Origin of the sequence: Sphingomonas sp. Mn802worker, assembly GCF_000382485.1 — a bacterium.
In the GTDB taxonomy this organism is placed as follows: domain Bacteria; phylum Pseudomonadota; class Alphaproteobacteria; order Sphingomonadales; family Sphingomonadaceae; genus Sphingomonas.
The window spans coordinates 97075-122593 of sequence record NZ_AORY01000021.1 but is presented as its reverse complement, the minus strand read 5'-3'; the positions used below and the strand labels follow the sequence as shown (position 1 = coordinate 122593).

Sequence of the window (25519 nt, the reverse complement as noted above, 5' to 3'; positions counted from 1 at the left end):
GCGCGAGCTCCTGCTGGAGGAAGTCGAACTGGTTGCGGTCGTACGAGCGGCCGTAGCCACCGAACATCGAGAAGCGGCCCGCCTCGTCGAAGCGGTAGGTGAAGCCCAGTCGCGGCTGGAACGCGCCGGTGAACGCCTTTCGCTCGCGCCCGGTCGAGATATAGTCGCTGACCGCGTAATTGGCGCCGACCAGATTGACGTAATTCGCCGGTGACACCGCGTTCACGATCTCGGACGGCGTCACGTAATCGAGGTAGCCGGGCGTCCGCTCGTAATCCCAGCGCAGGCCGAGGTTAAGCGTCAGCCGGTCGGTCACGTCCCAGTCGTCCTGCGCGTAGAGGCCGAGCTGGAAGTTGTTCGATGTGACCAGGCCATTGCCCGCCGGACCCGCCGCACCGAATTGCAGCCGGTACGGGTTCGCGTCGTTGAAGCCGGTCTGGCTGTAGGCGTTGACGTCGTAGGTGTAGAGCGGGTTGGTGAGGTTCTGCTGGAGCGAGCGCAGCTTCACGAACTTGGTCTTGAACCCGACCTTGATCGTGTGGCCCTCGAAGCCGGTCCAAGTGAAATCGTCCTGAACGGTCCAGCCCTTCTGCCCCTTGTCCTGGAAATTGGTGCCGGCGCCGTATTGCAGCAGGTTGGAGCGCACGAACGTCCGCGCGCTCGTTACCGGATCGACCTGCACCTGCGTGCGCTGGAGCAGGAAGGCGTTGCCGTCGACCGCGGGCTGCGGGCTCCACTTGCTGTCCTCATAGGACACGCGCGCGTCGTTGATCCAATTGTCGGCGGTATGCTGCCAGCGCAGCAGCCCGCGGATGTCCTCGACCTTGTTGAGCGTCGACCCCGATGGCGCGAGGAAGCCGGTGCCGTTCTGCACGCCGCTCTCGTCGCGGTACTTGCCCGACAGCTCGATCAGGTCGCGGTCGGTCGGCACGATGTCGATCTTGCCGAAGTACAGGTCCTCCTTGAACGAGTTCGAGAAGGTGCCGAAATTGCTCTGGTACTGGCTCGGCAGGAAGCTGGCCGGAATGCCGTTTTCGGGCCGCACGTCATACGGCGTGTCGAGGCGCTTGCCCTCGTAGCTGGCGAAGAAATGCGCCACGTCCTTGATGATCGGACCGCCCAGCGCCGCACCGAACTGCTTCTGCGTCGTCTCCACCTTGGGCAGGCGCGTCGGGAACAGCTCGCTCGGGCGGCGATCGCGCAGGCTCTGGTCGGTGTAGTCGAAGAAGCCCTCGCCGTGAAATTCGTTGGTGCCCGACTTGGTCACCGCGGTGATCGCGACCGAGCTGACCTGGTCGAACTCCGCCTTGTAGTTCGACGACAGCACCTGATACTCGCCGATCGCGAGCTGCGGGAACGGGTTGCCCTGCGACGTGTCCTGACCGGTGATCCCGTTCTTGAGCACGTAATCCTTCTGGCTGACGCCGTCGATGAACACGTTGACGGTGCGGCTGTCCTGCGCGCCACCCTGGATGCGCGAGGTGCCGTCCGCCTGCTCAAGGAAGCGCACGCCCGGTGCCAGATCGGCGAAGGCGAGGAAGTTGCGGTTGTTCTGCGGCAGCTGCTCGATCAGCCGGGGGGTGATGTTGATCCCGACCTGTCCGCCCGACAGCGAGCGGATGCGGCTGCCGGTCACGATGATGTCGCCGTCGCTCGCGGTCTCGGCACCCGTCGAGGGCGTGCCCGCAGGCTGGGTCCCGGTCGCGCCGCCCGCTTCCGGCTCGGTCGGGGTGGCAGGCGCAGTGAGGGTCGCGCTCAGGTCGAGGTCGAGCCCCGCGGTCTGCCCGACGCGCAGGGTGAACGCGTCCGACTGGCGCACGCCGTTCTTCTGCCGAATCTCCAGCTTGTAGGTGCCTGCGCGCAGCGAGGCGAAATTGTAGCTGCCGTCGGCGCCCGCCGGCACGGTGCGGCGGATGCCGGTCGCGACCTCGACTGCGCTCACCTCCACCACCGGATTGTCGGCCGGGGCGGTGATCGTACCGCGTAAAGAGGCCTGGCCCACCTGCGCGCTCGCGGTCGTGGGCGCCATCACCGCGCCGCCAGCCAGCGCGGTCGCCGCGGCAAAGGCGGCGCGCAACATCGTCTTGTTCATGCTTCTTCCCTGTGTGCCCGGTCTGCCGGGATCGTGTTGATTATCGAACTAGTGGATTGGCGCGCGACGAGGACGGGCGCGCGCCGTTCGGGCGTGCCATCGTCCTCGCCGGCGATGACCTGGGCGAGCCGCGCGACCGCGCTGCCCCCGAAATCGGCGATCTCGATGCTCAAGGTGGTGAGCGCGGGCGAGATCAACCGGGCGAGCGGGATGTCGTCGAAGCCTGCGATCGCGACGTGCTCGGGCACCGAAACACCCGCCTCGCGCAGCGCCATCATCGCTCCGATCGCCATCATGTCGTTGGCGGCGAAGATCGCGTCGAACGCGGTTTCCTCCGCCAACAGCGTCGCGACTGCGCGCGATCCCGATCCCTGGTCGAAGTCGCCGTGCAGGACGCACAGATCGACGCCGGCGCGCGCGCAGGCGGTTTGTGCGCCGCGCAGACGCTCGTCGGCGTCGACGTTGCCAGCGGGCCCCGAGATGTGGACGATCGCGCGGCGACCGCTTGCGATCAGGTGATCGACCATCGCCTCCGCGCCGGCTGCATTGTCGATCCTGAGCGACGCGCGCGCGTCATCGGCGCAATTGAGCAGCACGACGGGCATGCCGGCGGGCAGGTGGCGCAGCAGTTCATCGGCAGGCAAATGCGGCGCCATCAGCACCAGCCCGTCGACGCGTCCGCGCATCGACTGAAGCGCCGCGACGCCGCGGGTCGCCTCGTCATGCATCACCATCAGCATCAGGTGCAGCCCACGTACCCGCGCCTCGCCGTCCATGCCGCGCAGAAGCTCGGAGTAGAATTCGCCGTGCAGGTCGGGCAGCACCACGCCGATCGCGCCCGATCGCGCGAGGCTCAGATTGCGCGCGCCCGCGTGCGGCACGTAGCCGAGCCGGGCGGCGACCTCCTCGACATGGCGGCGCATCTCGGGGCGGACGGTGCCCAGACCGTTCAGCGCGCGCGACACCGATGCGACCGACACGCCGGCTTCGCGCGCGACGTCGCGGATCGTGGCATTGGCCGCAGCACTGGTCTTGCCCGCGGGTGTACCCGTCACGTTCATCCCCTCCCGACAAGCAGGCGACGCGCCGGCCGCACATCCGCCTCTTGTTGTAACCGGTTACATCGATCACACGGACGGTTCAACAACCTTGTTTAAAGCTGGGTGCGCGGCGATGACGCGGGACCTTGGGTGAGGAAGAACGAATGACGATGGCGACGATGCCGAGGCGCGCGGTGCTGATGGGGGCGGGCATGGCAGCGGCCTGGGCGGCGAGCCCGGCACGCGCGCTGCTGGCGCAGGCGGCCGCCAAGACGGCGACGCTGCCGCCCGAGGTCGAGGCGCTGATCGCGCAGATGACGGTCGAGGAAAAGGCGGGGCAGGTGACGCTAATGGCAGCGGCCTGGGCCGGGGGTGCGGCGACCGCGCTCAATCCCGCGGGCGCGGCGTCGAGCTTCGACGGGCAACTCGCGGAGGTGCGTGCCGGGCGGCTGGGCGGCGTGTTCAACGGCAACGGCGCGGTGATGGCCAGGCGGATGCAGAGCGTCGCGATGCGCGAGGCGCGGATCAAGATACCGCTGATCTTCGCGGCCGACGTGATCCACGGGCTGCGCACCGTATTTCCCGTGCCGCTCGCCGAGGCCGCCAGCTTCGATCCCGAACTCGCGCGCCGCACCGCGCGCGCGGCGGGCGCGGAGGCGGCCGCGTCGGGGATCGACTGGACCTTCGCGCCGATGGTCGATGTCGCGCGCGACGCGCGCTGGGGCCGGGGGGTCGAGGGCGCGGGCGAGGATGTGTTGCTCGGCCGGGTCATGGCGGCAGCGCGCGTGCGCGGGTTCCAGGGCGAGCGCGGGCTCGCCGCGCCCGACGCGGTCGCTGCCTGCGCCAAGCATTTCGCCGCTTACGGCGCGGGCGAGGGGGGGCTCGACTATAACAGCGTCGACGTGTCCGAGCGCACTTTGCGCGAGGTCTATTTCCCGCCGTTCGAGAGCGCCTTTGCCGCTGGGGCACCAACGACGATGGCCTCGTTCAACGAGATCGCCGGCGTCCCCGCGACCGCCAACGAGTGGTTGTTGACTAAGGTCTTGCGCCGCGAATGGGGTTTCGACGGGCTGGTCGTGTCCGACTACACCGGCGACGAAGAGCTGATCGCGCACGGCTTCGCCGCGGACGCGCGCGAGGCGACCAAGCTCGCCTTCATGGCGGGCGTCGACATGAGCATGCAGAGCGCCTTCTACATCAAGCATCTGCCGGATCTGGTCGCCAAGGTCGAGGTGCCGATGGCGCGGCTCGACCAGGCGGTGCGCCGCGTGCTTGCGCTCAAGGTACAGCTCGGGCTGTTCGACGATCCCTTCCGTCGCATCGATCCACGCCGCGAGAAGGCGCGTGTCCGCACACCCGCGACGCTCGCGCTGGCGCAGGAGGCGGGTGCGCGCTCGATCGTGATGCTCAAGAACGAGGGGCTCCTGCCGCTGCCGACCACGGGGAAGAAGATCGCGCTGATCGGCCCGTTCGCGGGCGGGCAGCACGACCTGATCGGGCCGTGGAACGTCTACGGCACGGACGCGGAGGCGGTCGACCTCGAGACGGGCGTGCGCGCGGTTGTGCGCGACGCCGCCTCGGTCAGCGTCACCGCAGGCAGCGGCGTCGACGACGCGCTACCCGGCGGGATCGACGCCGCGGTCGCCGCGGCGCGCGCGGCCGACGTCGTCGTGCTCGCGATCGGCGAGAGCCAGCGCATGTCGGGCGAAGCGCAGTCGCGCGTCGACGTGGTGGTGCCGCCCGCGCAAGTCGCGCTGGCCGAAGCGGTCGCGGCGACGGGCAAGCCCGTCGTCGTGCTGCTGCGCACCGGCCGCGCGCTGGCGCTCACCGAGCCGGTGCTGGGCGCGTCGGCGATCCTCGTCACCTGGTTCCTGGGTTCACGCGATGGCCCCGCGATCGCCGATGTGCTGTTCGGGCGTGTCGGCCCGTCGGCGCGGCTGCCGGTGTCTTTTCCCTATGCGACGGGGCAGGAGCCGTACCACTACGACCACAAGAGCACCGGGCGGCCCAACCCGCCGGGACCACTCACCGAGTACAAGGCGCATTACCGCGAGTATCCCAATCAGGCGCGGTTCGCCTTCGGCCACGGGCTGACCTACGGCACGATCGATTATGCCGCGCTCGATCTCGGGTCTGCACGGATGAGCGCGGACACGCCGCTCACCGCACGCGCGACGATCCGCAATTCGGGCAGCCGCACGGCGGATGAGGTGGTGCAGCTCTACGTCCACGACGTAACCGCCAGCATCACCCAGCCGGTGCGCTTGCTGAAGGCGTTCCAGCGCGTTTCGCTCGCGCCCGGCGAGGCGAAGCAGGTCAGCTTCACGCTTCGTCGCGCCGATCTGCTGTTCGTCGGACGCGACCTCAAGCCCACGGTCGAGCCCGGACGTTTCCGCGTGTGGATCGCGCCCTCGGCTCAGGCGGACGGCGTGTCGGGCGAGTTCGTGCTCGCTTGACACGCGTCACGGCGGTGCGGGATGGCGAACACCGCCGCCAGCATCGCCGCGACCAAGACGGCGGGACCGGCGAGCATCAGCCAGCGGATCGCGGTGATCGCGCCCGGTCCCTGCGGCGCGCCGCTGCGAAAACCCGCATACTGGTACACCGCGCCGATCGCGAAACCGGCGAGCGCCAGCGCGACCTTCTGCGCCAGTGCGAAGGTGCCGAACGCCAGCGCCTCGACCCGCTCGCCGTTCTTGGCCGCGCCCCAGTCGACCGCGTCTGGCAGGAGCGTCCACGCCGCCAGCCACACCCCCGCGAACGCCGCCTGCATCGCCAGCAGGAATCCTGCGGTGGCGATGCTGCCCGGCGCCACCAGCGCCAGCACGACAGGCGGCACGAGCGCGAGGGCGCCGGCGACCAGCCACGCCAATCTCGCCCCGCGATGCCGCGCCACCCACGTCCACGCCGGCACCGCGACGACGCTGACCAACGCCATCGCGGTCAGCGCGCGCGCCCCGCCTTCGGCGTCGTCGAGCACGTAACGGAAGAAATAGAGCACCGACTGTCCCATCAACGCGGCCGCGGCCCCGCCCAGTGCCGCGGCGAGATTAAGCGCCACGAAGAACCGATTACGCACGAGCAGCGCCAGCGCGTGGAGCGTCGCAGGCAGGGTGGGGGCGCCCACTTCCGCGCGCGTCTCGGGCACGCGCCAAGCGATCACCAGCAGCAGCGGCGTTCCGGCGAGCGCCAGCACCGCCGCGGCCGCAGCGTAGCTGCCCGCCCCGGCGACCAGCACCGGCAGCGCGAACGCCACCAGCGCGCCCGCGGCCGCGCCGAACCCTATCCGCCACCCCGCAATCGTCGCGCGCGCCGCGCTCGTCGTCGCCGCCCGCGTCGTCCAAGCAGCGTAGGGGACGTTGGTGAAGGCATAGAGCGTGCGGAACACGATCTGCGCCGCCAGCGCCAGCAGCGCGTGTCCGGCCGGCACCGCGAACATCGCGACGAACGCCAGCCCCAGCGGCACCGCGCCGAGGCCGACCAGCCGGCGGTACGCGACCGTGGTACGCTCGGCGACCGCACCCGCGCAGAAATCCGCCGCGCCGTCCCACACCGTCCCGACCATGAACACAATACCCGCGACCGCGGGCGGCAGCTGCAGCGCGTCGATGTAGAAGAACAGCAGGTAGAGGTTTATCGCCTGCCAGTAGAGGTTGAACGCGAAATCGCCCGAGCCGAACAGCGCCAGGGTCGATCGTCGGGGATGCTCGAGCGGCGTCACCGCCGCCTCATCGGTCACCGACGCGGCGATGCCAAGGGCGTGTCCTGCCCCGCCTTGCGTCAGACCTGCCGCATCCCGCCATCGACGCACAGCTCTGCCCCGGTCACGAAGCTGGCCTCGTCGCTGAGGAGGAAGGCGGCAGCCGCGGCCACCTCATCGACGCGTGCCATGCGGCCCAAGGGAATCGGGGCGATCAGCGTCTGGCGCATTTCCTCGGGCACCACGGCCATCATGTCGGTGTCGGTCGGCCCCGGCGACACCACGTTGACGCGGATGCCTTGCGGCGCGAGCTCGGCCGCCCAGCTGCGAGCATAGGATCGCAGCGCCGCCTTGGTCGCCGCATAGGTGCTATAGGGCGTCACCCCCATGCCACCGGCGATCGAGCCGATGAGCACGATCGACGCGCCGCTGCCCATCGCGGGCACCGCCGCCTGGATGGCGAACAGCGCGCCGCGCACGTTGACGTCGAAGTGGCGGTCGAAATGCTCCGCCGTTTCCTCCGCGATCCTCGCCGGCTCGGACAGTCCGGCGTTCAGCACCAGCAGGTCGATCCGGCCATGCAGACGCTTGACCTCGTCCACGACGCGCGTCAGGTCGGCCGCGGAGGCCGCGTCCGCCTCGATCCCCTGCGCCGAGGGTCCGATCCGCTCCGCCGCTGCGGCGACTTCACTCGCGCGGCGCCCGGTCAGCAACACCGTCGCGCCTTCCTGCGACAGCCGGTGCGCGATCGCGAGACCGATCCCTTTCGCGCCGCCCACCACCAACGCGACCTTGCCTGTCATCCTTGCCATCATTCGTCCTTTCACTCGCGACGGCAAACCAGATATACGAAGCATATCTGCCAACAAGAGCGCACCTGGATTAGCGTAGATATGACCGACAATACCGACTTCCACGCGCTCTCCTGTCAGGCGATGATGGACGTACCGCGCATCCGGCCCGTGCTGGACAAGATCGCAGACAAATGGACGATCATGATCCTGACGGTGCTCTGCCCCGAGCCTGCACGCTTCAACGAGATCAAGCGGCGGCTGGACGGCATCACCCACAAGTCGCTGGCCGATGCGTTGAAGCGGCTGGAGCGGCACGGGCTGGTCACGCGCACGGTGATCCCGACCACCCCGATCGGCGTCCGCTACACAATCACGCCGCTCGGCCACTCACTGCGCGAGCCGTTCGAGGCGCTTTGCTCCTGGGCGCTGAAGCATGAAGCGGCGTTCGCCCCCAACAGCGATACCGCGTGACGCGGCGTTCCGTCCTACACAGACGTTGTTTTACATAAGATGTATTATCATTCTTGAAAGATGATGCCTACAACGAGTGCCTGCCGGGGTAAGCCGATATGACACACTCATGCGGTGCAACTGCGGCGAGATTAGCCGGGCTCAGGCATGGTGCCATCGCGACTGGTCTACTGGTTGTCGCTGGTCTCACCGGTACGGCGCTCCTGGTAGGTTGACGCATCGGGACAGCTATTTGACGCGTCACGCTTTGCTGTCCTCTGATCCTCCATAGTAGAACAACACCAATCCTACCGTAGCAAATTACCAGCAACCAAAATTGACAACATAGGTTGATGGGTCCGAACCGCTTGTGTTGCGCAGCCGTAACGGACTTGATGGTGACGCACGCCCCTATCCCCGCCCGCTCGCCGCGACGTGGCTCGTGTCCGCATGCGGGAGGTGGCGCGTGCGCTCGCCCGGTGGAGGAACAGGCATGAACAAGAACGAACTGCACGGCGGTGCGCGCTATCTGGGCGGCAAGGTCGAGTAGGCGGTCGGCGACGCGGTCGACAGTCGCGAGTGGCAGGTCGACGGCGTCGTCGATCAGGTCGCGGGTGGCGCAGAGAACCTTTACGGCCGCGCGCGCTCGGTCGCCGAGGACGCGATCGATGTCACGCCCGGCTTCGTCGACGAGGCGAAGGAGCGCCTAAGCGATGCGGCCGATCGTGCCCGTGATGCAGCCGGTCACGCGGCCGCACTCGGCACCCGCAAGGCGAACGCTGCGGTTTCAGACAACCCCGCATGGGCGGTGCTCGCCGCGCTGGGCGCGGGCATCGGCGGGTATCTGCTCGGCTGGCTGATCCACGGCGATCGCGCCTGAGCGCATGGCCGCGTCACTGACTTCATTGCGCGAGACCGCCGATCTGCGCCACCTGCGCCAGATCATCGCGGGGTTCGACGAGGGCGTGATCCTAATCGATCCCGACCAGACGTTGCTGTGGGCGAACGACGCGGCGCTGAAGATGCACGGCGTGTCCGCACTCGAGGAGCTGAGCCACGACGTCGACGATTAATCGTGTGTGCCGTCGCAGCGGCTTTCGAACATGTCGCGGACCAGCTGCTCGACCAAGCTGTCGCGATCGTCCGTGCGACACAACTCACAGCGTATCATGCCGCGGTGATCGTGGATCACGTCGGCTGCCGCCACAGCATGCGGGCGCGCGGGTCGGCCATTAGTATGCCCGCCAGTCGATATCCGCCTCGTCGACCGCTTCGAACAGGTCGTCCTCTGCCTGCATCGCGGCGAGATGGCGGCGCACGTCCTCTGGGCTGCCGTCGCGCGGGAAGCGGCGGCCGAGCTTTGCGCCGGCGACCAGCTGGCCGACCAACCTCTCCCGATCGACCTGAACGCGCAACCACGCGCCAAACGTCTCGCCGTGATGATTGGTGGAAGCGCGCCCGCTCGCAGTGCCGGTAGCGATGAAACGCGAATCGCTCATTCGCCCATGATGCTCGCGACCATCGTACAAAAACGAGTCTTTCGCTCCCCTTCTGTTCCGCGTTAAAGCGGGCATGGTCCGCCATCGATGGATTGGATCGCGGTCCGGCATAACTAGATCTGCGGCAAGCCAACCTGCGGCAGCCGCGGCGTTGCGGTATTTCCCCTGCCCTTGGGCCAGATGACACCCAAGATGCGCAAACGGCGCGCGAAGATGCTGGCTGTGAACCTCGCATTGCAGGTGCTCGAGCAGTCCTGCCGAAAGCCGCTCGAGAGCAGCCGCAAATCGGTGCGCCTAGCGCTCCGCGTGCTCCACCCGCACGTGCGCAATGCCGAGCTCCTGCCGCAAATCTGGGAACACGCGATTACCAAGCGCGAGGACATTGGGCCGCACCCGTACCCCCCCGGAGATAACCCCCACGCTGCGCGAGATCGACAAGATCTGCTGACCGTTGAGCGTCTCACTCCTGCTGAAGAGAGTGAGACGCCCCCCGTAGGGAACCGAAGGAGATCGGTCCGGCACCCATTCTGGCTGAGCTTTGTCTACGCCGCAACCGCGCGCTGCCAATTGGAAGGAAAGCTCTTCCGACCTGCCTGCGCGCTTAGAAAAAAAAGCGCCCCGCCTTTCAACGGAGCGCCTGAGGGGTTCATCACGCCCGCCAAGCTGCACACTTTGCGGCAGCGGCACAAGAGGACATTCCTTAAGTTCGACGCCATTCCGATGCAGCACTGCCTCGGCGTCGTGCCCAACAACCTGCCGGGGCCTGTGACGTTCACCGCGCTGTTCGCGCGCTTCGGTGCCAAGGCCGACATCGCGCAGGAGCTCGGCCTACCTGTCGCGCTTCACTTCCGCACGCACGGTATCCTCGACGCTCCATTGCGGCTGATCCACTTCATCGGTCAGTGCGGCCATGAGAGCGGCAGCTTCGCTACATGGAGGAGATCGCCAGTAGGGTGGCGTACGAGGGCTGCGCCGATCTCGGCAACACGCAGTCCAGCGATGGTAAGCGCTACAAGCGGCATGGGCCTATCCAGCTGACCGGTCGCGCCAAGTATCGCGCGGCCGGCGCGACCCTCGGCATCTACGCACCAACGCATGAGCTTGGGCCGGACCGACGAAGGCGTTTGTGCATTTCGCGCCGCTATGATCGCAGCCGTGATCAGCATGGTCATGCGGCTGTCGGCAATCTGGTGGATGTGGAGCCTGGACTAGAAGGGCCGTCGCTCCAGCGACGCAAACGCCGCGCTGGCCAGCTCACAAACTTTGACTGCTACTAATCCGCCTGCTTCCATAGCAGATCACCTTCTTCCCGCCGGCTGTCCCACAATGCCTGCGCGACCAACTGCACGAGCCCGTCGCGGTCATTGCTGGTGCACAACATGCAACGGCCATGCTGATCGGCGTCGTTGCTGTCGGTGACCACGCCCGCGAAGCCGCTGTAGATCGTTCAATAGTCCGAGCAATCATCCCAACGGTACCCGTGTCGCTGCAAGGCCTCATCGACCCTGCTCACTTAGGGTCAGGACCCATTGATGTGAGCGTCGCGATCTGATTCAGGCTCCGGGAGGAGACCGGGATGAGTGACCTGTTTTGGCTGACGGACGAGCAGATCGAGCGGCTGCGGCCGTTCTTTCCAAAGAGCCATGGCAAGCCTCGTGTGGATGACCGGCGGGTGCTGAGCGGCATCGTCTTCGTCAACCGCAATGGGTTGCGCTGGCGAGATGCGCCCAGCGCCTATGGTCCTCACAAGACGCTGTATAACCGGTGGAAGCGCTGGGGCGAGCGAGGCGTGTTCACGCGCATAATGGAGGGGTTAGCTGCGGGCGATGCCGAGCCCAAGACCGTGATGATCGACGCGACCTACCTGAAGGCACACCGCACGGCATCAAGCCTGCGGGTTAAAAAGGGGATCTCGGCCGCCTGATCGGACGCACGAAAGGCGGCATGAACACCAAGCTCCATGCCGTTGCCGATGCGAACGGCCGCCCCTTGAGCTTCTTCATGACCGCCGGCCAGGTCAGCGACTACACCGGCGCGGCAGCCCTGCTGGACGACCGCCAAAAGCACAATGGCTGCTCGGCGACCGCGGCTACGACGCCGACTGGTTCCGCGACGCCCTCCAGGCCAAGGGCATCCAGCCCTGCATTCCGGGCCGGCGATCACGCAACGAGCCGGTCAAATACGACAAGCGTCGTTACCGGCGTCGCAGCCGCATTGAGATCATGTTCGGCCGCCTCAAGGACTGGAGGCGTGTTGCCACCCGCTACGATCGCTGCCCCACGGCCTTCTTCTCCGCCGTCGCTCTCGCTGCCACCGTTATCTTCTGACTATGATCAACGAGTCCTGACCCTAGCATGCGACGCTCATACTACGCGAGATCGGCGAGTATAATAGTCATCATTTGCCAATGAGCCATATCAACCGCGAAGGTCATGCACCCCATCGTTCCTAAAACATCAGAAGCAAGTCTGCGCATAAACCAAGGCTAGATAGTCTTTGCTTTTGATAATTAATCCAGAATGTCGAGACGACATGTAGCGATGTGGATCTGTTTAAAAACGGGATATAGGACAACAACGCTGTTATACTTGCAAACCGCTGTGTGATATGTTTGCAACGTTGCTTGTAAAACCGTTATCAGAATGCAGACCTTGTTGTAAGTTATTGTCGCATTTTGCATTCCCTCTCTGCGCAATAAAATATCGCGTCACCTCGGGGGAATGAATGAAAACACGGGAGCTACTCTGCGCCACAGCTTTGTACGGCGTATTGCTGGTGCCATTGGCCGCTCAGGCACAGGTGCCAGTCACACCAAGCGAAACTGACGCCAAGGCGGGGACAGATACTAAGCAGACGGATGATGCCGATCTAAACGCCGACGGCACGAGCAAGTCCAAGGACGGCGACATCGTCGTTACCGGTTCGCGTATCCGTCGTAATCGCTTTGATCTGGCCGACCCAATCACGGTGATCAGCAACACCGAGCGTACCGAGGCCGGGTTCAACACCTCGACTTCGCTGCTTCAGAGCACGGGTGTCACGAACGGTACCGCTCAGATCAACAACGCCTATGGTGGTTACGTCACCAACGGCGGTCCGGGCGCCAACACGCTGTCGCTCCGTGGTCTGGGTACGTCACGCTCGCTGGTTCTGCTCAACGGTCGTCGCTTGGCGCCATCGGGGTCGCGCGGTACTGTTGGCTCGGTCGATCTCAACTCGCTGCCGACCGCGATGGTTGACCGCGTTGAGGTGCTGAACGCTGGCGCTTCGTCGGTGTACGGCTCGGACGCGATCGCGGGCGTTGTTAACGTCATCACACGCAACAACATCAATGGTATTGAGCTCAGCGGACAGGTCAACGTGCCCGAGGTTGGCGCGGGCGTAGAGAAGCGCTTAGCGGCGGTGTTCGGCCACACGGGAGATCGCTTCTCCATCAATGGATCGGCGGAATACTACCGGCGCGATCAGCTAAGCTTTAGCGATCGCGATTTCACGCAATGCCAGACCGATTACCGGCGCAGTGCCGCCGGCGGCGAACCGGGCAGCGGCGACTTCATCGATCCGCGCACAGGGCAGTCAAAGTGCTACGGCATCGCGGCCGGCACGGGCGCTAGCGGCGTTACGATCAATACGCTTGGCCTGCCCAATCGTGCGGGCACCACGGTTGCCCTCGCCCCCGGCGTACCCGCAAATTACTCTGGCGTCTGTAATCGTTTCCGTCCGAACACGGCGGTGACGACGGGGACGCTGCCGGGTTACGAGTGCGTTGGCGGCGGTACGCTTAGCACCGACATCCGCGATACCTTCGCTCCCAGCCTGCTGTCGCAGGCGCTGATCTCGCCGACCGAGAATTACAACGGCTTCCTAAACGGAACTTACGAATTGGGTGCGCTCGGCGACGCCGAGGTGTACGCCGAACTCGTCGCTTCGCGCCGCAAGTCGGATCAGATTGGCAACCGTCAGCTTTCGATCGACTACAACCAGGGCAGCCTGCTGCTGCCGGCCAATCTGCGTGGCGGTACGTTCCTAGCCTATTCGGCCACCGGTACTACCACGGCGCAGCCCGGCGTACCCGTTGCAGCGCGTGCCTTCACCAATTTTGGTACGTACAACAACTACCAGACGGTCGACTTCGTGAAGTTCGGTGGTGGCATTCGCGGCAAGCTGCCGGGTGACTGGCGCTACGACTTCTACGCCAGCAAGGCGTGGTCGGATTCGAGCTACACCAGCGATCTCGTGCTTACCAACAGGCTGCAGCAGAGCCTCGACGTTGTTGCATCGGGCAGCGGCTTCGCGTGCCGCAATCCCGTCGGCAATTGCGTGGCGGCACCGGCCTTGTCGAACAACGTGCTCGCCGGCGTGTTTCCGCAGAACTGGATCGACTACATCAGCGCTCCGGTGACCGGCACAACCAAGTTCCGCGAAACCGTCTACAACGCGTCGTTTGACGGTCCGCTGTTCACCCTACCCGCCGGGCCAGTCCAGGCAGTGGTCGGTTTCGAGCGTCGCGAGTACAGCATCAACGACACGCCGTCCGAGGACTCGCAGAACAATAACGTTTACAACTTCTCGTCCTCTACCGTGACACGCGGCAGCGACAGCGTGAACGAAGTGTTTGGCGAGCTAGAAGTGCCGGTGTTGCGTGACATGGTGATCCACGACCTGACGCTGAACGCATCAGGACGCTACACCGACTATGCTTCTTATGGTTCGCAGGAAACATACAAGGTGGGTGGCTCGCTGTCACCGACGCGGTGGCTGACTTTCCGCGGCAGCTACGGCACGTCGTTCCGTGCACCGCAGCTGTTCGAGCAGTTCCTTGGCGCAACTACAGGCTTTGGTGCCGCAAGCACCGATATCTGTAACAATCTGAGTGCAACAACTTCGCCGGTGCGTCTCGCCAACTGCCAGGCAGATGGTATTCCGCTCGGTTTCCAAGCCACCAATAGCGTCACAATCCAGCAGCGTGGCGGTGCCGAGTCCGGGCTGTCGGCCGAAACCTCGACCAACTGGGGCGCTGGTGCCGTGCTGAAGCCGAAGTTCAGCTTCGGTGACTTCTCGTTCGCGGCCGATTATTTCGATATCAAGGTGGATAATGGGATCAGCCAGCTGAGTTCGGCAACGATCCAGAGCCAGTGCTACGATTCGCCGCAGTTCCGCCAGAACGCGGTCTGCAACTTCCTGCAGCGCAGCACCACGGCACCGTACCAGCTGACGGTCACGACGGGTTACGTCAACATCTCAACCAGCATCCTGCGCGGGATTGATTATGTTGCGCGCTTCTCGGCGCACGTTGGACCTGGTGATCTGCGTCTGGGTGCACAGGTGACGCAGTTCCTGAAGCGTTACACCCAGACGTTGCCGACTGACCCGATCATTGACCAGGTCGGCCTGCTGTTTAATCCGCGTTTCACGGGCGTGTTCGACGTCAACTACGGTGTCGGCAACTTCAACGTTCGCTATGGCCTGGAATGGACGCAGCACACCGACTCGACCGACTATCTGGCCGATTTCGGCTACGACAACACCTACATCCTGAAGACGCCTGACTACTGGCTGCATTCATTGTCGTTCAACTACCGTGCCCCGAAGTTTGAAATCGGTGTGGGTGCACGCAATCTGTTCAACAAGAATCCACCGTTCATCTCGTCGGGCGCGTACAACCGCGTCGGCAACGCGCCGCTTTACAGCGGCTACGACTTCGTCGGCCGTCAGTTCTTCGTCAACGTCACGACCAAGTTCTGATCATCGACACAGAAGCGGTCGGCCATGCACGTGGCCGGCCGTTTTTTTGCGCCATCGGCGCTGCGCGCGATAGACGCATAGACAGCGATATGCGGCGGAAGTTGTCGGGTGTGCCGGCCACCTTCCTGATCTTTCTACACTAAGCCGATACGGGCTTCAGGTACGCCAGCGGGCATGCCTCTGGCCCGGCAGCGATGCCGTCGGCACGGTCGCGTCAGTGCGCAACCAGGCCGAAGGAGGCGACCAACAGTCCCAGGAGCAGCATCGAACACGCTCCCCAGAGATGCGAGTTTTGGCGCGAGCGGCGATAGGTCCGCCATTCACCAAACGCGGTGATCGCCGATCCGATAACGCAGAGCATGCCGACGGCAAACCAGTAGGTGGATTGCGACATATCAATCTCCTTTGCCGCGGCCCAGCACGCGGGCACCATTGCCATGGCCGATTGAAGGCATCGACAAAAAAGGGGAGCCGCACGTCCCGTACGGCTCCCCTTTCGGGTTTTCAGAGGTCAGGAATCAGAACTTGAAGTTCACGTTCGCGAACAGCGTCCGGCCGACATAATCATAGCCCGAGTACAGCGGCGCGTTACCCTGAGTTGAGAAGCCGACTGCCGAAATCTTCGGCGGAGCGGTGTTGAGCAGGTTACGCGCACCGACCGTCAGCTGATACTGCTGCGCGATATTAAACTGCACCGACAGCGAGTGAAGGAAGTAATCGTCCGCCTCGAGGTAATAGCTGTCCTTGTAGCTCTGAACGAGGGCAGGGTCGGTAATCCCGGTCAAATTGTCGAACGCGAAGTAATTATAGGTGCGGTGATGATCGCCGCTGACCCAATCAAGACCATAACGGAACGTCGCCGAACCAATGGTGTAGATCGCGTCGAAACTACCCGACCAAGCAGGTGCGGTCACAATGCCGTTCGAGTCGGTCAGGAACTCTTCGGGGAACAGCCGGCTCGACTGCTCGGTGAACTTGGTTACCGCAGCGTTCAGAATGAAGCGGCCACCGAAGACGTCACGCGCGTAGCGCCCATTGATCTCGAAACCCTTGACGATGTTCTCCGCCAGATTGACGAAGCTGCTGGTGACGGTCAGCGCCTGGTTGGCGTCGCGCGTCACGAAGCGGCAGAAACCGCCGTTGGGGTCGAAATTAGCGTTGCCGTAACAGCGATTGAGGATCGTCGCGCCGCTCAGATCCGAGACCCCGTTGCTGACCTTGACGTCGAAATAATCGACCGAGAGCGAGAACGAACCGAACGATTCAGGCAGCCGCGGCTGAAGCACCGCACCGACCGTCCAGTTCTTCGACGTTTCCGCGCTCAGGCCCGCCGCTGCGCCACCGACACGGAAACTGGTGACACCATTACGTTGCTCGAAGTCGGCGGGCAGACCGATCGAGGCGCAGTTGCGTGCGATGATCTGCTGGTTGGGCGATTGCTCGCCTGCGACCGGCAGCGCGCTGCACGGATCGGTTTGTGAGCTGAGGAACCCACTGGTGGCGCCGAGAAATTGTTCGGCGAGTGCCGGCGCGCGGTATGACGTGCCGTAGCTGCCGCGGAACCCGAAGCCCCGGATCGGCTCCCACTCGGCCGCTGCCTTGTAGGTGAAGTCGGACCCGTAAGAGGCATAATCGGTGTAGCGGCCAGATGCGGTCAGGTTGAGGCGGTGGAAGAACGGTATGTCCGCCAGCAGCGGAAGGAAGACTTCACCGAAGACTTCCTTGACGTTGTCCTTACCGACCGTCGGCGTCGCGGCGGTCAAGCCGAACAGATTGCCCGAAACCGAATTGGGATCGGGTTGATCGTTGATGCTCTGCTTGCGGTATTCGGCACCCAGCGCCAGCTGAACATCGCCACCTGGCAGCTTGAACAGCGGGCCATCGATGTTGAACGCGAACGTCGTTTCACGGAACTTGGTGTTACCGATCGTGTTCGCGACGATGTAGTCACGGAAGTTCTGCGGTAGCTGACCACCGATCACCGCCGCGCTGAGCGCGGGTGCGGCAACGCAGTTCGCGTTGGACGCGGCGCTGGCGCAGCTGAAGGTGCCGTTGGCATTCGCAACGACATTGAGCGAGTTGGCCAGCCGATCGGTCAGGAACGACTCGGACTCGTAGATCGCGTCGTTCCACGACTTGCCGACGTAGGCGTCGTAGCGCCACTTATCGAAGAAGAAGTCGCCGCGTACGCCGCCTGAGGCGCGCACGTAGTCTACCTGTTGGTCGGATGAGGTCAGGCCGTAGCTGATGAACGCGCGTGCTGCGATATTGCGGCCGCTTGACGTCGGCGTCGGTGCGGCGAACAGGCCGTTGCGGATGTCGGCCGGGAGCAGCGGGCTGCCCTGCAGATAGTCGAGGCTCAGCTGGCGATACAGCGGTGACGACGACTTGCGACGCGTCGCCAGCAGCTCACCGTAGATCTCGGCGTTGCCGAGCAGGTCGGTCTTGTACGTGCTGCTCAGATAGCCGGTGTAGGTTTCGACGCCGGTAATCAGCGCTTCTTCCTGCGACTGTGGGTCAAACGTGTCGCGGTCGAAAGCACCAACGCCGAGGTAACCGGGGAAGGGACCTGTGGTCACCCCTGACGCGGGTACGAACCGATTAAACCGACCAACGATGCCGCTGGTACGCCCGATCGCATCGCGCGTCGGTAGGCCCAACGTATTGATGGTCGTGCCGCCATTGTTGGTGGTGAAGCAGTTGCGCGGATCGCCGACCGGGAACGGGTCACCCGAACCAAAAGCGCTGCCCTCACCGTCGAGGAACCCACCAACCGGGCAGGTAAAGAACTTGCTATCGTTGAGCGAGAGTTGGTCGCGCTTGCGATATTCGACCGAGCCGACAAGGCTGAAGCGGTCGTTGTTGAACCCGAACACGCCCGACACGCGGTGATCGACGCCGGCGCCGACCTCCGGCACGTTGACCTGCGCGTCGAGCCGCAGGCCGCGGATCTTCTGATCGGTGATGATGTTGATGACGCCCGCAACCGCATCCGAACCGTAGACCGATGATGCACCCGCCTTCAGCACCTCGATCCGGTCGAGGATCGCGGTCGGCAGCACGTTCAGATCGGGCGAAAGCAGCGATCCGCGCGAGCCCCCCGGTGCCAGGCGGCGACCGTTCAGCAGGATCAGCGTACGATTGGCACCCAGGCCGCGCAGACCAACCGTGTTGGCGCCGGTACCACCGTCGGTGACGAAGCCACCGTAAGCGTTGTTAATCTGCGACGTGCCTTGCGTGATCGCATTGCTCTGCAGCGCGTCGGTGACGCTGTTGAAGCCCGACTGCGTGACCTCGTCCTTGCCGATTACCGTGATCGGCTCGGCGGTGGTGAACTCGTCACGACGGATCCGCGAACCGGTAACGGTGATCTCGCCCGAGGCGGCAGGTTCTGCTTCCGCAGCCGATGGTGAGGCAGGATTGATTGAATCAGCCGGAACCTGAGTCGCGTCGGGGCGGGCGTTGGTTTGGTCGACTGCTTGGCCGTCAGCAGTAGTGCCGTTGGTCTGCGCCAATGCGGTGAGCGGTAGCAGAACGAGCGACGATGCGAGTGCGGACGCACCCAGAAGCCGTGTGAAGCGCATTAAGACCCCCATATTTCAGCATTTTTGCTGTATGGAAATAAAAGGCAGCATTGCAGCCGCGTTTACAAGTGCGATATTACGATTACGACAGTTTACCTGCATTTATGTTGCAAATTCATCACAAGTTAATGATCTGGTCACATTCCTTGATGCTGGGTCCTCCCGCACTCGCCGGTGAGCTCAGCTAGGCACAATGTTAGCTGCCAGCTTGGTCAAACTTCGGAGCCGCTTAGGAAAGGCAACGAGCGTCAGCCACGCTTAATAGTGGCGATGCTTATGCACGTCGGGGCCGTATGGCCTTCGCTCAAGCCGACGTGTCTACTGGCATACATGTCGACTTACACGTTTAGTCTGGCGAATGTTACTCGAGCAAGATGCTGAAATGGTGCGATTTCCTACATCTTCAGATGGCCGCGTCGGAACCACATGCGCGCTCGTTCGATGATCCCCGGCGCCTTTATGCGGCGCCCCTCCCCCCAGATCGGACGAACCAGCATGAAGCTCGAAGGCAAGAAGATCGCGATCCTGATCGCGCCGCGCGGCACCGAAGAGCCCGAATTCACCAAGCCCAAGGCGGCGGTCGAAGAGGCCGGTGGCACGGTCACCGTCATCAGCCTGGAGACGGGCGAGGCGGAGACATTCAACAACGATCTCGATCCCGGCCAAAAGTTCACGATCGACAAGGCCATCGGCGAGGTGTCGGCGGATCAGTTCGACGGGCTCGTCATCCCGGGTGGCTGCGTCGGCGCGGACAAATTGCGCGGGTCGGACAAGGTCGTCGCCTTTGTCCGCGACTTCTTCGCCGCGAAGAAGCCCGTCGCCGCGATCTGCCACGCACCATGGACGCTGATCGAGGCCGATCAGGTTCGCGGCCGCACGCTGACCTCGTTCCCGACGCTCCAGACCGACATCGAGAATGCGGGCGGCAGCTGGGTTGATCAGGAAGTGGTCGTCGACCAGGGCCTCGTCACCAGCCGTAACCCCGACGATCTCCCCGCCTTCTGCGCCAAGCTGGTCGAGGAATTCTGCGAGGGCAAGCACGACACCCAGGCGGAGAACGCGTAAATGGCGCGCTTCTCCGACATGGTCGTCGTCATCACCGGTGCCGCGTCGGGCATCGGTGAGGGCGCCGCGCGCCGCTTCGCCGAGGAAGGCGCGACGTTGGTGCTGGCGGACATCGACAAGGCCGCGCTCGACAAGCTGGCGGGCGAACTGGGCGGCATCGTTGAGACACGCGAGACCGACGTGTCTGACCGAGAAGCGTGCGAGGCGCTGGTGAAGGCGGGGGTCGACCGCTTCGGGCGGATCGACGTGCTGGTCAACGACGCCGGCGTCGATCACTTGGGGTTGGTTGACGAGGGCGACTTCGACGAGTTCACCAAGGTGATTGAGACTGACCTCTACGGCGTCGTCCACATGAGCCGCGCCGCGATCACGCATCTGCGGCAGTCAAAGGGATGCATCGTCAACATTTCGTCGGTGTCGGGACTGGGCGGCGACTGGAACCACAGCTTCTACTGCGCGGCGAAGGGCGCGGTGACCAACTTCACCCGTGCACTCGCGATGGACGAGGCCAAGCACGGCGTCCGCGTCAACGCGGTCAACCCGTCGCTCACCTATACCGCGCTCACCGCCGGCATGAAGGAGCAGCCAGAGCTGATCGCCAAGTTCGAGGAGCGCATCCCGATGGGCCGCGGTGCCGAACCCGCCGACATCTCGGGCGCGATCGCGTTTCTCGCCAGCGAGGACGCGCATTTCGTCACCGGCGTAAACCTGCCGGTCGACGGCGGGCTGAGCGCCTCAAACGGTCAACCGCCGCTGTCGTGATGTGGCTCGGGGCGGGCCGCGCGTCCGCCTCCCCTCACAGCACCGCGTTTAGCGACAGCCGCACCGTGCGCGGGGCCCCGGGGTAGATCCAGTAGCTGTTGTACGAACTGAGCGCGTAGCGTTCGTTGAGCAGATTGTCCGCTTCGAGCCGAATCGTCGACCAGGGCGTCAGCGGTGCCTCCGCCGCGGCTTTGACCTTGGTATAGGCGGGCAGGACCAGACCGCTGGTGTCGGTCGCGCCTGACCGTGTGCCGACATAGGTCGCGCCGGCGCTCATCCGCCATGTGCCACGTGTCGTCTCCTGCGTGTAGGCGACGAAGACCGAGCCCGAGTGGTCGGGCACGTTGAGCGCGCGCGGTGTCGGGAACGTCTCGTCGTCATAGTGCGCGCGGGTCCAGGCATAATTCGCCACCGCCTGCCAGTGGCGCCCGAGCCGGAGCGTGCCGTCGAACTCGATGCCCCGGCTGCGCAGCGTGCCGACCGGTGCGAGGAAATTGACGTCGCGCGGATCGGTGGTGAGGACGTTCGACTTGCGGATGTCGAACCAGGTCGCGCCGACGTCTAGTCCGGCCCAGCGCCCGCTGACGCCGACTTCATAGCCCTGCCCGCGCTCGGGCGCGAACGCGGCACCGTCCGCGCCGCTGCCCGAGTTAAGCAGCGTCGACTCGCCCCAATTGGCGTGCACCGCGAGCGCGCGGTCGATCTGGTAGCGTGCGCCCAGACGGAACGTGACCGGCTGACTGATGCGCTGCGAGGTCGCGCCGGTCAGGTTGCGCCGCAGCTTCTGGTCGACATGGTCGTAGCGCGCGCCGCCCACCAGCGAGACGCCGTTCCCCAAATCCCACAAATCCTGCGCGTAGAGCGTCACAACGCGGCGCTTCTCGCGCTGGTCGATGCTGGGCAGCAGCGGTGCTGCCTGTGCGACGCCATAAGCCGGATCGTAGATGTCGATCGCGTAGGGCAACCCTCCCCGCGCCGGATCGCCCGGATTACGCCGGCGCAGCAGCTCTAGGTAATCGAGCGTATAGCCCTTTACCCCGACGCTCGGGCGATGCGTGCCGAGCGCCGCCACCTCGCCGCGCAGCTCGAGCCGGGCGGCCAGATCCTCGACTTCGTAACCGCGCTCGCGACGCTGGCGCCATAGCGTGCGACCGCCGACCAGCCGCGATTGGTCGGCCGAGAAACCGCGCAGCGATCCGGTGCGATACGCCGCCCCGCCGACCAGCGACCAGCCCTCCGCCAATCGCACCTCGCCGGTCAGCTGGTGCCGCGCGTCGCGTGCGATCGTGTCGCCGTTGTTCGGCTCGCCCAAGAAGCGCGAGGCGGGCAGCGCGAGTGCGTCGCCGTTCACCGCAATCACGCCGCGATCGAACGGCGAGGCGTAACGGATCAACTGCGCGACATAGGTCAGCTGCACCGCGTCGGACGCGCGATAGGTGAGTGACGGCGCGACCGTGCGTCGCTTGAGCGTGACGAAGTCGCGGTAACCGTCGCTGTCCTCCACCGCGACGACGATGCGCGCGGCGAGCGTGTCGGTGACGGGGCCGGTCGCGTCGAGTTCGAGCCGGCGGGTGTCGAACGAACCGTAGCTTAGCCGCGCCGAGGCCTGCGGGGTAAAGCGCGGCGTCTTGGTCACCATGTTGACGCGGCCGGCGGGATCGATGTCGCCGAACACCGCGCCCGCCGGTCCCTTCAGCACCTCGATCCGCTCGATCGTGGCGGGATCGCGCGCCGGCGCGCTGCCGCGATTGGCGATGAAGCCGTCGACATAATATTCCCCGCCGCCATCGGCGGTGCTGAGGAAGCCGCGGATCGCGAAATTCTCTGCAAAGCCGCCGCGATTGTTCTGCTGGCTGCTGCCGCTGACGAGCTCGAGCGCGTCGGCGAGACGATAGGTGCCGGCCGCGCGCAGAAGGTCCTGCTCGATCGAGCGGCTCGACTGCGACATCCGCTCAGTCGCGCGATCGGACGAGAGCGTCACCTCGCGCGAGCGGCGCGTGCCGAGCACGACGATCTCCTCGCGGCTCGCCTTCTCCTCGACCTGCGCCGCGGCAGGTGCGGCGATCGTGCCCGAGGCCAGTGCGGCGACGATCAGGAGCGGGTGCGACGTGATCGCTGGCCGGGCCGGGCTGCGCTGGACGGAGCCACGGCGCACTGACGTGTGCCGCGGTGTACGAATGCTTGTGATGACCAACTTCGCCCCAATTAGCTTTGATATGTTGTATCATATGCTCTTGCGTTGTCGCAGCGCGCGGGTCAACAGGAAGCGGGCGCTCGCCGGACAGGCGCGCCAATGACCGACGAACCGGCGGTGCGCGTCGCACGCCCCGCAACGCTCCCGCAACGCGAGCGCGAACGAAGCCGAGAAGGACGTGATAGTGACCACCGCCACGCTGCCGGCGACGCCGATGACCGCAGCCGCTCCCACGCCGACACCCCACGCCTTGCCAGTCGCGCGTGCGCGGTTGCGCAGCATCGACGCGCTGCGGGGGCTGGTGATGGTGCTGATGCTGCTCGACCATCTGCGTGAGACCTGGTTCCTGCACGTCCCCATGCCCGATCCGATCGACGCGCGCGTGGCGCTGCCCGCGCTCTACCTCGCGCGACTGGCGGCGAGCCTATGTGCGCCGGTGTTCGTCATCCTGACGGGCATATCGGCGTTCCTGTTCGCGACCAAGCACACGCGAGCGGAGACACGCGCCTTTCTGGTCAAGCGCGGGGTGGTGCTGATGGCGCTGGAGGTGTGCTACCTGTCGGAGCTCTACTGGGGCATCGCCTCGCCGACGCTGTGGCTGCAGGTCATCTGGTGCATCGGCGTGTGCATGATCGTGCTCGCCGCGGTGATTGGCGTGCCGCAGCGGGTGCTGCTGGCGGCGGGGCTGGTGATCGTCTGCGGTCACAATCTGCTCGACGTGGTGCATCTGCGCAGCGGCGACGCGTTCTTCGTACCCTGGGCGCTGCTCCACCAGCGCGACGTGATCGCGCTGCCGTTCGGGCTGATCGCCAAGACGACCTATCCGGTGCTCGCCTGGATCGGCGTGATCCTGATCGGCTGGGGGATCGGCCCGTGGTTCCTAGGCCAAGTGCCCGCCCGCGTGCGGGTGCCGCGGCTGGTAGTCGGCGGGTGCGCGATGCTGGGGGCGTTCGTGCTGCTGCGATTGCTGAACGGCTACGGCGATACGCCGTGGTTCGTCGTGCCGGGTAGTGGAATGCGCACCGCGATGAGCTTCTTCGCGCTCACCAAATACCCGCCGTCGCTGCTGTTCCTGCTGCTGACGCTCGGCTGCGGTGCGCTGCTGCTCGCGATGTTCGAGCGGTTGAACGAGGCGAAGCTGACCGCCGCGCTGGCGGTGTTCGGCGGGGCGCCGATGTTCTTCTACCTGTTCCACCTCACCATGCTGCGGCTGCTCTACCATTCGGCGTTCGCGCTTCTAGGCGCGACGCACGGCGCTACCTTCGGTGTGAGCGATTACGGTTGGGTGCTCGCCTGGTATGCCGCGCTGATCGTACCGCTCTACCTGCCGACTGCGTGGTTCGCGCGCCTGAAGGCACGCCGGCGCGACATCGCCTGGCTCAAGTACCTGTAGCCGGGGCGGGTCTGTCGTCCGCCCCCGACCGTCACTGCTGCGGCAGCGGGTTGAAGGTGATGGTTGAGCGGATCTCCGCGGTATCGGGTCCGATCGCCATCGGGCAGGTCACGCCGGGCATTACCGCTACATCGAACAATTCGGTGATGAAGCCTTCGAGCTTCAGCCACTCGACGATGTCGCCGCTCGCCAAGTCGACCACCAGCACGCCGCACCACGGCTCCGCATCGCGACCGCGCAGCGCGTCGTCGAGCGCGAGCCCTGCGAAGGTGCCGTTACGCGGCTTGGACACGGTAACGAGCGCGTGGCCGTTGTGGATCGACATGCCGCGCAGGAAGCCGGGGCAGAAGGCGATCGTCGTCTTCTCGCCACTTTCCAGATCGACACGGACGATCTCGCCGCGCCCTGAATCGAGCACATAGGCGGCACCATCGTGCAGCCTCGGGCTGTGCGGCATCGACAATTGGTCGGTGACGATTCGCCCGCTCTCGACCTCGATCAGCACGCCCCCCTCGTGCCGACGCTCGCGCCAGCCGGTGACGATGTCGCTGCGGCTGACTGCGGTCACGTAGCGCGGCTTGCCGCCGTCGAACGCGACGCCGTTCAGGTGGCAGCGATCCTCGGGCGCCAGCCGAGAGATGAACGGCGGTTTCCAGATCGGGCGGAAGCTGTGGACGAGGTCAAGCGTCGCAAGGCAGCTGTACTTCGTGTTGACGAAGATGACGCGGCCGTCGGCGTCGGTGCCGACCTCGTGAATGTCGACGTCACCGACCGTCTGCGCGTTGCGCGGCACGAGCGCGAGATCGAACTGCCCGTTGGCGCGCTCACCCGGGCGCAGCATGTTCTCCAGCCGCCACACCTGCGACAGCGCGCCGAGGTAGAGCCGCCCGGGCTGGTAGCAGAGCCCCATCGCGCGGACGAAATTCTGCTGGTTGAACGATACGGTGCCGTTCGCGAGCAGCCCGACCAGGAACAATTGCCCGGTCTGGTAGGAGGTAAAGGCGAAGCTGGTGTGATGACGCCGCAGCCAGTCCGCCATCCCACGCGAGACGGTCAGTTGCGTCCCCGTCTGCACCGCAGCCGCGACCGCACCGGCCACCGGCGCGGCACCCTCAGCCGCGCTGCCCGCCGTCGGTGCGGCTCCCTGATCCGTCATGAAACAACCTTCGCAGTGTCACACCCGCCGGCCAGACGGACAGCG

General features: G+C 65.2%; 19 protein-coding genes and 1 pseudogene. 10 read left to right on the top strand and 10 right to left on the bottom strand.

What is annotated here, in order from left to right; translation table 11 throughout:
* Both SMN802W_RS17440 and SMN802W_RS0116065 read right to left on the bottom strand, forming a co-directional pair.
* Positions 1-2092, bottom strand: a 2092-nt coding sequence (locus SMN802W_RS17440; protein ID WP_019517944.1) for a TonB-dependent receptor domain-containing protein, incomplete at its 3' end; no start/stop codon positions are given.
* Positions 2089-3153: a substrate-binding domain-containing protein gene (locus SMN802W_RS0116065; protein WP_019517943.1), complete on the bottom strand. Its 1065-nt coding sequence runs from the start codon at positions 3151-3153 to the stop codon at positions 2089-2091. The genes SMN802W_RS17440 and SMN802W_RS0116065, both read right to left, overlap by 4 nt.
* Positions 3154-3296: 143 nt before the next feature.
* On the opposite strand from SMN802W_RS0116065, the gene bglX reads away from it, so the two are divergent.
* On the top strand, positions 3297-5588 hold the full coding sequence (bglX, locus tag SMN802W_RS0116060) for a beta-glucosidase BglX (protein WP_019517942.1): 2292 nt from the start codon (positions 3297-3299) through the stop codon (positions 5586-5588).
* Here bglX and SMN802W_RS0116055 read toward each other — a convergent pair.
* Together SMN802W_RS0116055 and SMN802W_RS0116050 are read right to left on the bottom strand one after the other, a co-directional pair.
* Entirely contained in the window at positions 5549-6871 is a 1323-nt protein-coding gene (locus tag SMN802W_RS0116055) for an MFS transporter (RefSeq protein WP_238560236.1), read from the bottom strand. The two genes, bglX and SMN802W_RS0116055, sit on opposite strands and share 40 nt — an antisense overlap.
* A gap of 41 nt (positions 6872-6912) precedes the next feature.
* Positions 6913-7644, bottom strand: a complete 732-nt coding sequence (locus SMN802W_RS0116050; RefSeq protein ID WP_026326218.1) for an SDR family NAD(P)-dependent oxidoreductase — start codon at positions 7642-7644, stop codon at positions 6913-6915.
* 81 nt (positions 7645-7725) lie between these two features.
* On the opposite strand from SMN802W_RS0116050, the gene SMN802W_RS0116045 reads away from it, so the two are divergent.
* The 3 genes from SMN802W_RS0116045 to SMN802W_RS0116035 all read left to right on the top strand — a co-directional run bounded on the left by SMN802W_RS0116045 (position 7726) and on the right by SMN802W_RS0116035 (position 9149).
* The gene (locus SMN802W_RS0116045; RefSeq protein WP_019517939.1) at positions 7726-8097 is read left to right on the top strand and encodes a winged helix-turn-helix transcriptional regulator; all 372 of its coding nucleotides are present in this window, start codon (positions 7726-7728) and stop codon (positions 8095-8097) included.
* A 352-nt stretch (positions 8098-8449) separates the two neighbouring features.
* Complete coding sequence (locus SMN802W_RS18780; RefSeq protein WP_238560235.1) at positions 8450-8626, top strand: hypothetical protein; 177 nt, start codon at positions 8450-8452, stop codon at positions 8624-8626.
* A 334-nt stretch (positions 8627-8960) separates the two neighbouring features.
* Positions 8961-9149, top strand: a complete 189-nt coding sequence (locus tag SMN802W_RS0116035) for a PAS domain-containing protein (protein ID WP_019517937.1) — start codon at positions 8961-8963, stop codon at positions 9147-9149.
* A 159-nt stretch (positions 9150-9308) separates the two neighbouring features.
* Here the strand turns inward: SMN802W_RS0116035 and SMN802W_RS0116025 are convergent, their stop codons facing one another.
* Positions 9309-9575, bottom strand: a complete 267-nt coding sequence (locus tag SMN802W_RS0116025) for a hypothetical protein (protein WP_019517935.1) — start codon at positions 9573-9575, stop codon at positions 9309-9311.
* A 192-nt stretch (positions 9576-9767) separates the two neighbouring features.
* On the opposite strand from SMN802W_RS0116025, the gene SMN802W_RS18610 reads away from it, so the two are divergent.
* Complete coding sequence (locus SMN802W_RS18610) at positions 9768-10613, top strand: hypothetical protein (protein WP_193378598.1); 846 nt, start codon at positions 9768-9770, stop codon at positions 10611-10613.
* Between the two features lie 235 nt (positions 10614-10848).
* On the opposite strand, the gene SMN802W_RS18450 is transcribed toward SMN802W_RS18610, so the two are convergent.
* Positions 10849-10998: a hypothetical protein gene (locus tag SMN802W_RS18450; RefSeq protein ID WP_019517933.1), complete on the bottom strand. Its 150-nt coding sequence runs from the start codon at positions 10996-10998 to the stop codon at positions 10849-10851.
* A gap of 153 nt (positions 10999-11151) precedes the next feature.
* On the opposite strand from SMN802W_RS18450, the pseudogene SMN802W_RS18045 reads away from it, so the two are divergent.
* Together SMN802W_RS18045 and SMN802W_RS0116000 are read left to right on the top strand one after the other, a co-directional pair.
* Positions 11152-11902: pseudogene (locus tag SMN802W_RS18045) on the top strand (IS5 family transposase).
* Positions 11903-12299: 397 nt separating this feature from the next.
* On the top strand, positions 12300-15320 hold the full coding sequence (locus SMN802W_RS0116000; protein ID WP_026326216.1) for a TonB-dependent receptor plug domain-containing protein: 3021 nt from the start codon (positions 12300-12302) through the stop codon (positions 15318-15320).
* A 214-nt stretch (positions 15321-15534) separates the two neighbouring features.
* Here the strand turns inward: SMN802W_RS0116000 and SMN802W_RS0115995 are convergent, their stop codons facing one another.
* A complete protein-coding gene (locus SMN802W_RS0115995) occupies positions 15535-15714 on the bottom strand; it encodes a hypothetical protein (RefSeq protein WP_156818949.1) in 180 nt (59 codons plus the stop codon).
* A 124-nt stretch (positions 15715-15838) separates the two neighbouring features.
* Complete coding sequence (locus SMN802W_RS0115990; protein WP_019517928.1) at positions 15839-18904, bottom strand: TonB-dependent receptor plug domain-containing protein; 3066 nt, start codon at positions 18902-18904, stop codon at positions 15839-15841.
* Between the two features lie 495 nt (positions 18905-19399).
* Between SMN802W_RS0115990 and SMN802W_RS0115980 the strand changes: the two genes are divergently transcribed.
* Both SMN802W_RS0115980 and SMN802W_RS0115975 read left to right on the top strand, forming a co-directional pair.
* The gene (locus SMN802W_RS0115980; RefSeq protein WP_019517926.1) at positions 19400-19969 is read left to right on the top strand and encodes a type 1 glutamine amidotransferase domain-containing protein; all 570 of its coding nucleotides are present in this window, start codon (positions 19400-19402) and stop codon (positions 19967-19969) included.
* Positions 19970-20731 carry an SDR family NAD(P)-dependent oxidoreductase gene (locus SMN802W_RS0115975; RefSeq protein WP_019517925.1) on the top strand — a complete coding sequence of 254 codons (762 nt, stop codon included), beginning with the start codon at positions 19970-19972 and terminating at the stop codon, positions 20729-20731. It abuts the gene before it with no gap.
* A 34-nt stretch (positions 20732-20765) separates the two neighbouring features.
* Here SMN802W_RS0115975 and SMN802W_RS0115970 read toward each other — a convergent pair whose 3' ends face one another.
* Complete coding sequence (locus tag SMN802W_RS0115970; protein WP_019517924.1) at positions 20766-22886, bottom strand: TonB-dependent siderophore receptor; 2121 nt, start codon at positions 22884-22886, stop codon at positions 20766-20768.
* 253 nt (positions 22887-23139) lie between these two features.
* Between SMN802W_RS0115970 and SMN802W_RS0115965 the strand changes: the two genes are divergently transcribed.
* The gene (locus tag SMN802W_RS0115965; protein ID WP_026326215.1) at positions 23140-24318 is read left to right on the top strand and encodes a heparan-alpha-glucosaminide N-acetyltransferase domain-containing protein; all 1179 of its coding nucleotides are present in this window, start codon (positions 23140-23142) and stop codon (positions 24316-24318) included.
* Positions 24319-24349: 31 nt separating this feature from the next.
* Here SMN802W_RS0115965 and SMN802W_RS0115960 read toward each other — a convergent pair whose 3' ends face one another.
* Positions 24350-25474 (bottom strand): TIGR03032 family protein, encoded by a 1125-nt coding sequence (locus tag SMN802W_RS0115960; RefSeq protein ID WP_019517921.1) that lies wholly within the window; start codon positions 25472-25474, stop codon positions 24350-24352.
* Positions 25475-25519: the final 45 nt, after the last annotated feature.

Excerpts from the sequence above, each read along its gene's own strand:
- SMN802W_RS0116065 (WP_019517943.1), bottom strand. The coding sequence starts at position 3,153 with ATGAACGTGACGGGTACACCCGCGGGCAAGACCAGTGCTGCGGCCAAT.
- bglX (WP_019517942.1), top strand. The coding sequence starts at position 3,297 with ATGACGATGGCGACGATGCCGAGGCGCGCGGTGCTGATGGGGGCGGGC.
- SMN802W_RS0116050 (WP_026326218.1), bottom strand. The coding sequence starts at position 7,644 with ATGGCAAGGATGACAGGCAAGGTCGCGTTGGTGGTGGGCGGCGCGAAA.
- SMN802W_RS0116045 (WP_019517939.1), top strand. The coding sequence starts at position 7,726 with ATGACCGACAATACCGACTTCCACGCGCTCTCCTGTCAGGCGATGATG.
- SMN802W_RS0116035 (WP_019517937.1), top strand. The coding sequence starts at position 8,961 with ATGGCCGCGTCACTGACTTCATTGCGCGAGACCGCCGATCTGCGCCAC.
- SMN802W_RS0116025 (WP_019517935.1), bottom strand. The coding sequence starts at position 9,575 with ATGAGCGATTCGCGTTTCATCGCTACCGGCACTGCGAGCGGGCGCGCT.
- SMN802W_RS18610 (WP_193378598.1), top strand. The coding sequence starts at position 9,768 with ATGCGCAAACGGCGCGCGAAGATGCTGGCTGTGAACCTCGCATTGCAG.
- SMN802W_RS0116000 (WP_026326216.1), top strand. The coding sequence starts at position 12,300 with ATGAAAACACGGGAGCTACTCTGCGCCACAGCTTTGTACGGCGTATTG.
- SMN802W_RS0115995 (WP_156818949.1), bottom strand. The coding sequence starts at position 15,714 with ATGTCGCAATCCACCTACTGGTTTGCCGTCGGCATGCTCTGCGTTATC.
- SMN802W_RS0115990 (WP_019517928.1), bottom strand. The coding sequence starts at position 18,904 with ATGCGCTTCACACGGCTTCTGGGTGCGTCCGCACTCGCATCGTCGCTC.
- SMN802W_RS0115980 (WP_019517926.1), top strand. The coding sequence starts at position 19,400 with ATGAAGCTCGAAGGCAAGAAGATCGCGATCCTGATCGCGCCGCGCGGC.
- SMN802W_RS0115975 (WP_019517925.1), top strand. The coding sequence starts at position 19,970 with ATGGCGCGCTTCTCCGACATGGTCGTCGTCATCACCGGTGCCGCGTCG.
- SMN802W_RS0115965 (WP_026326215.1), top strand. The coding sequence starts at position 23,140 with ATGACCGCAGCCGCTCCCACGCCGACACCCCACGCCTTGCCAGTCGCG.
- SMN802W_RS0115960 (WP_019517921.1), bottom strand. The coding sequence starts at position 25,474 with ATGACGGATCAGGGAGCCGCACCGACGGCGGGCAGCGCGGCTGAGGGT.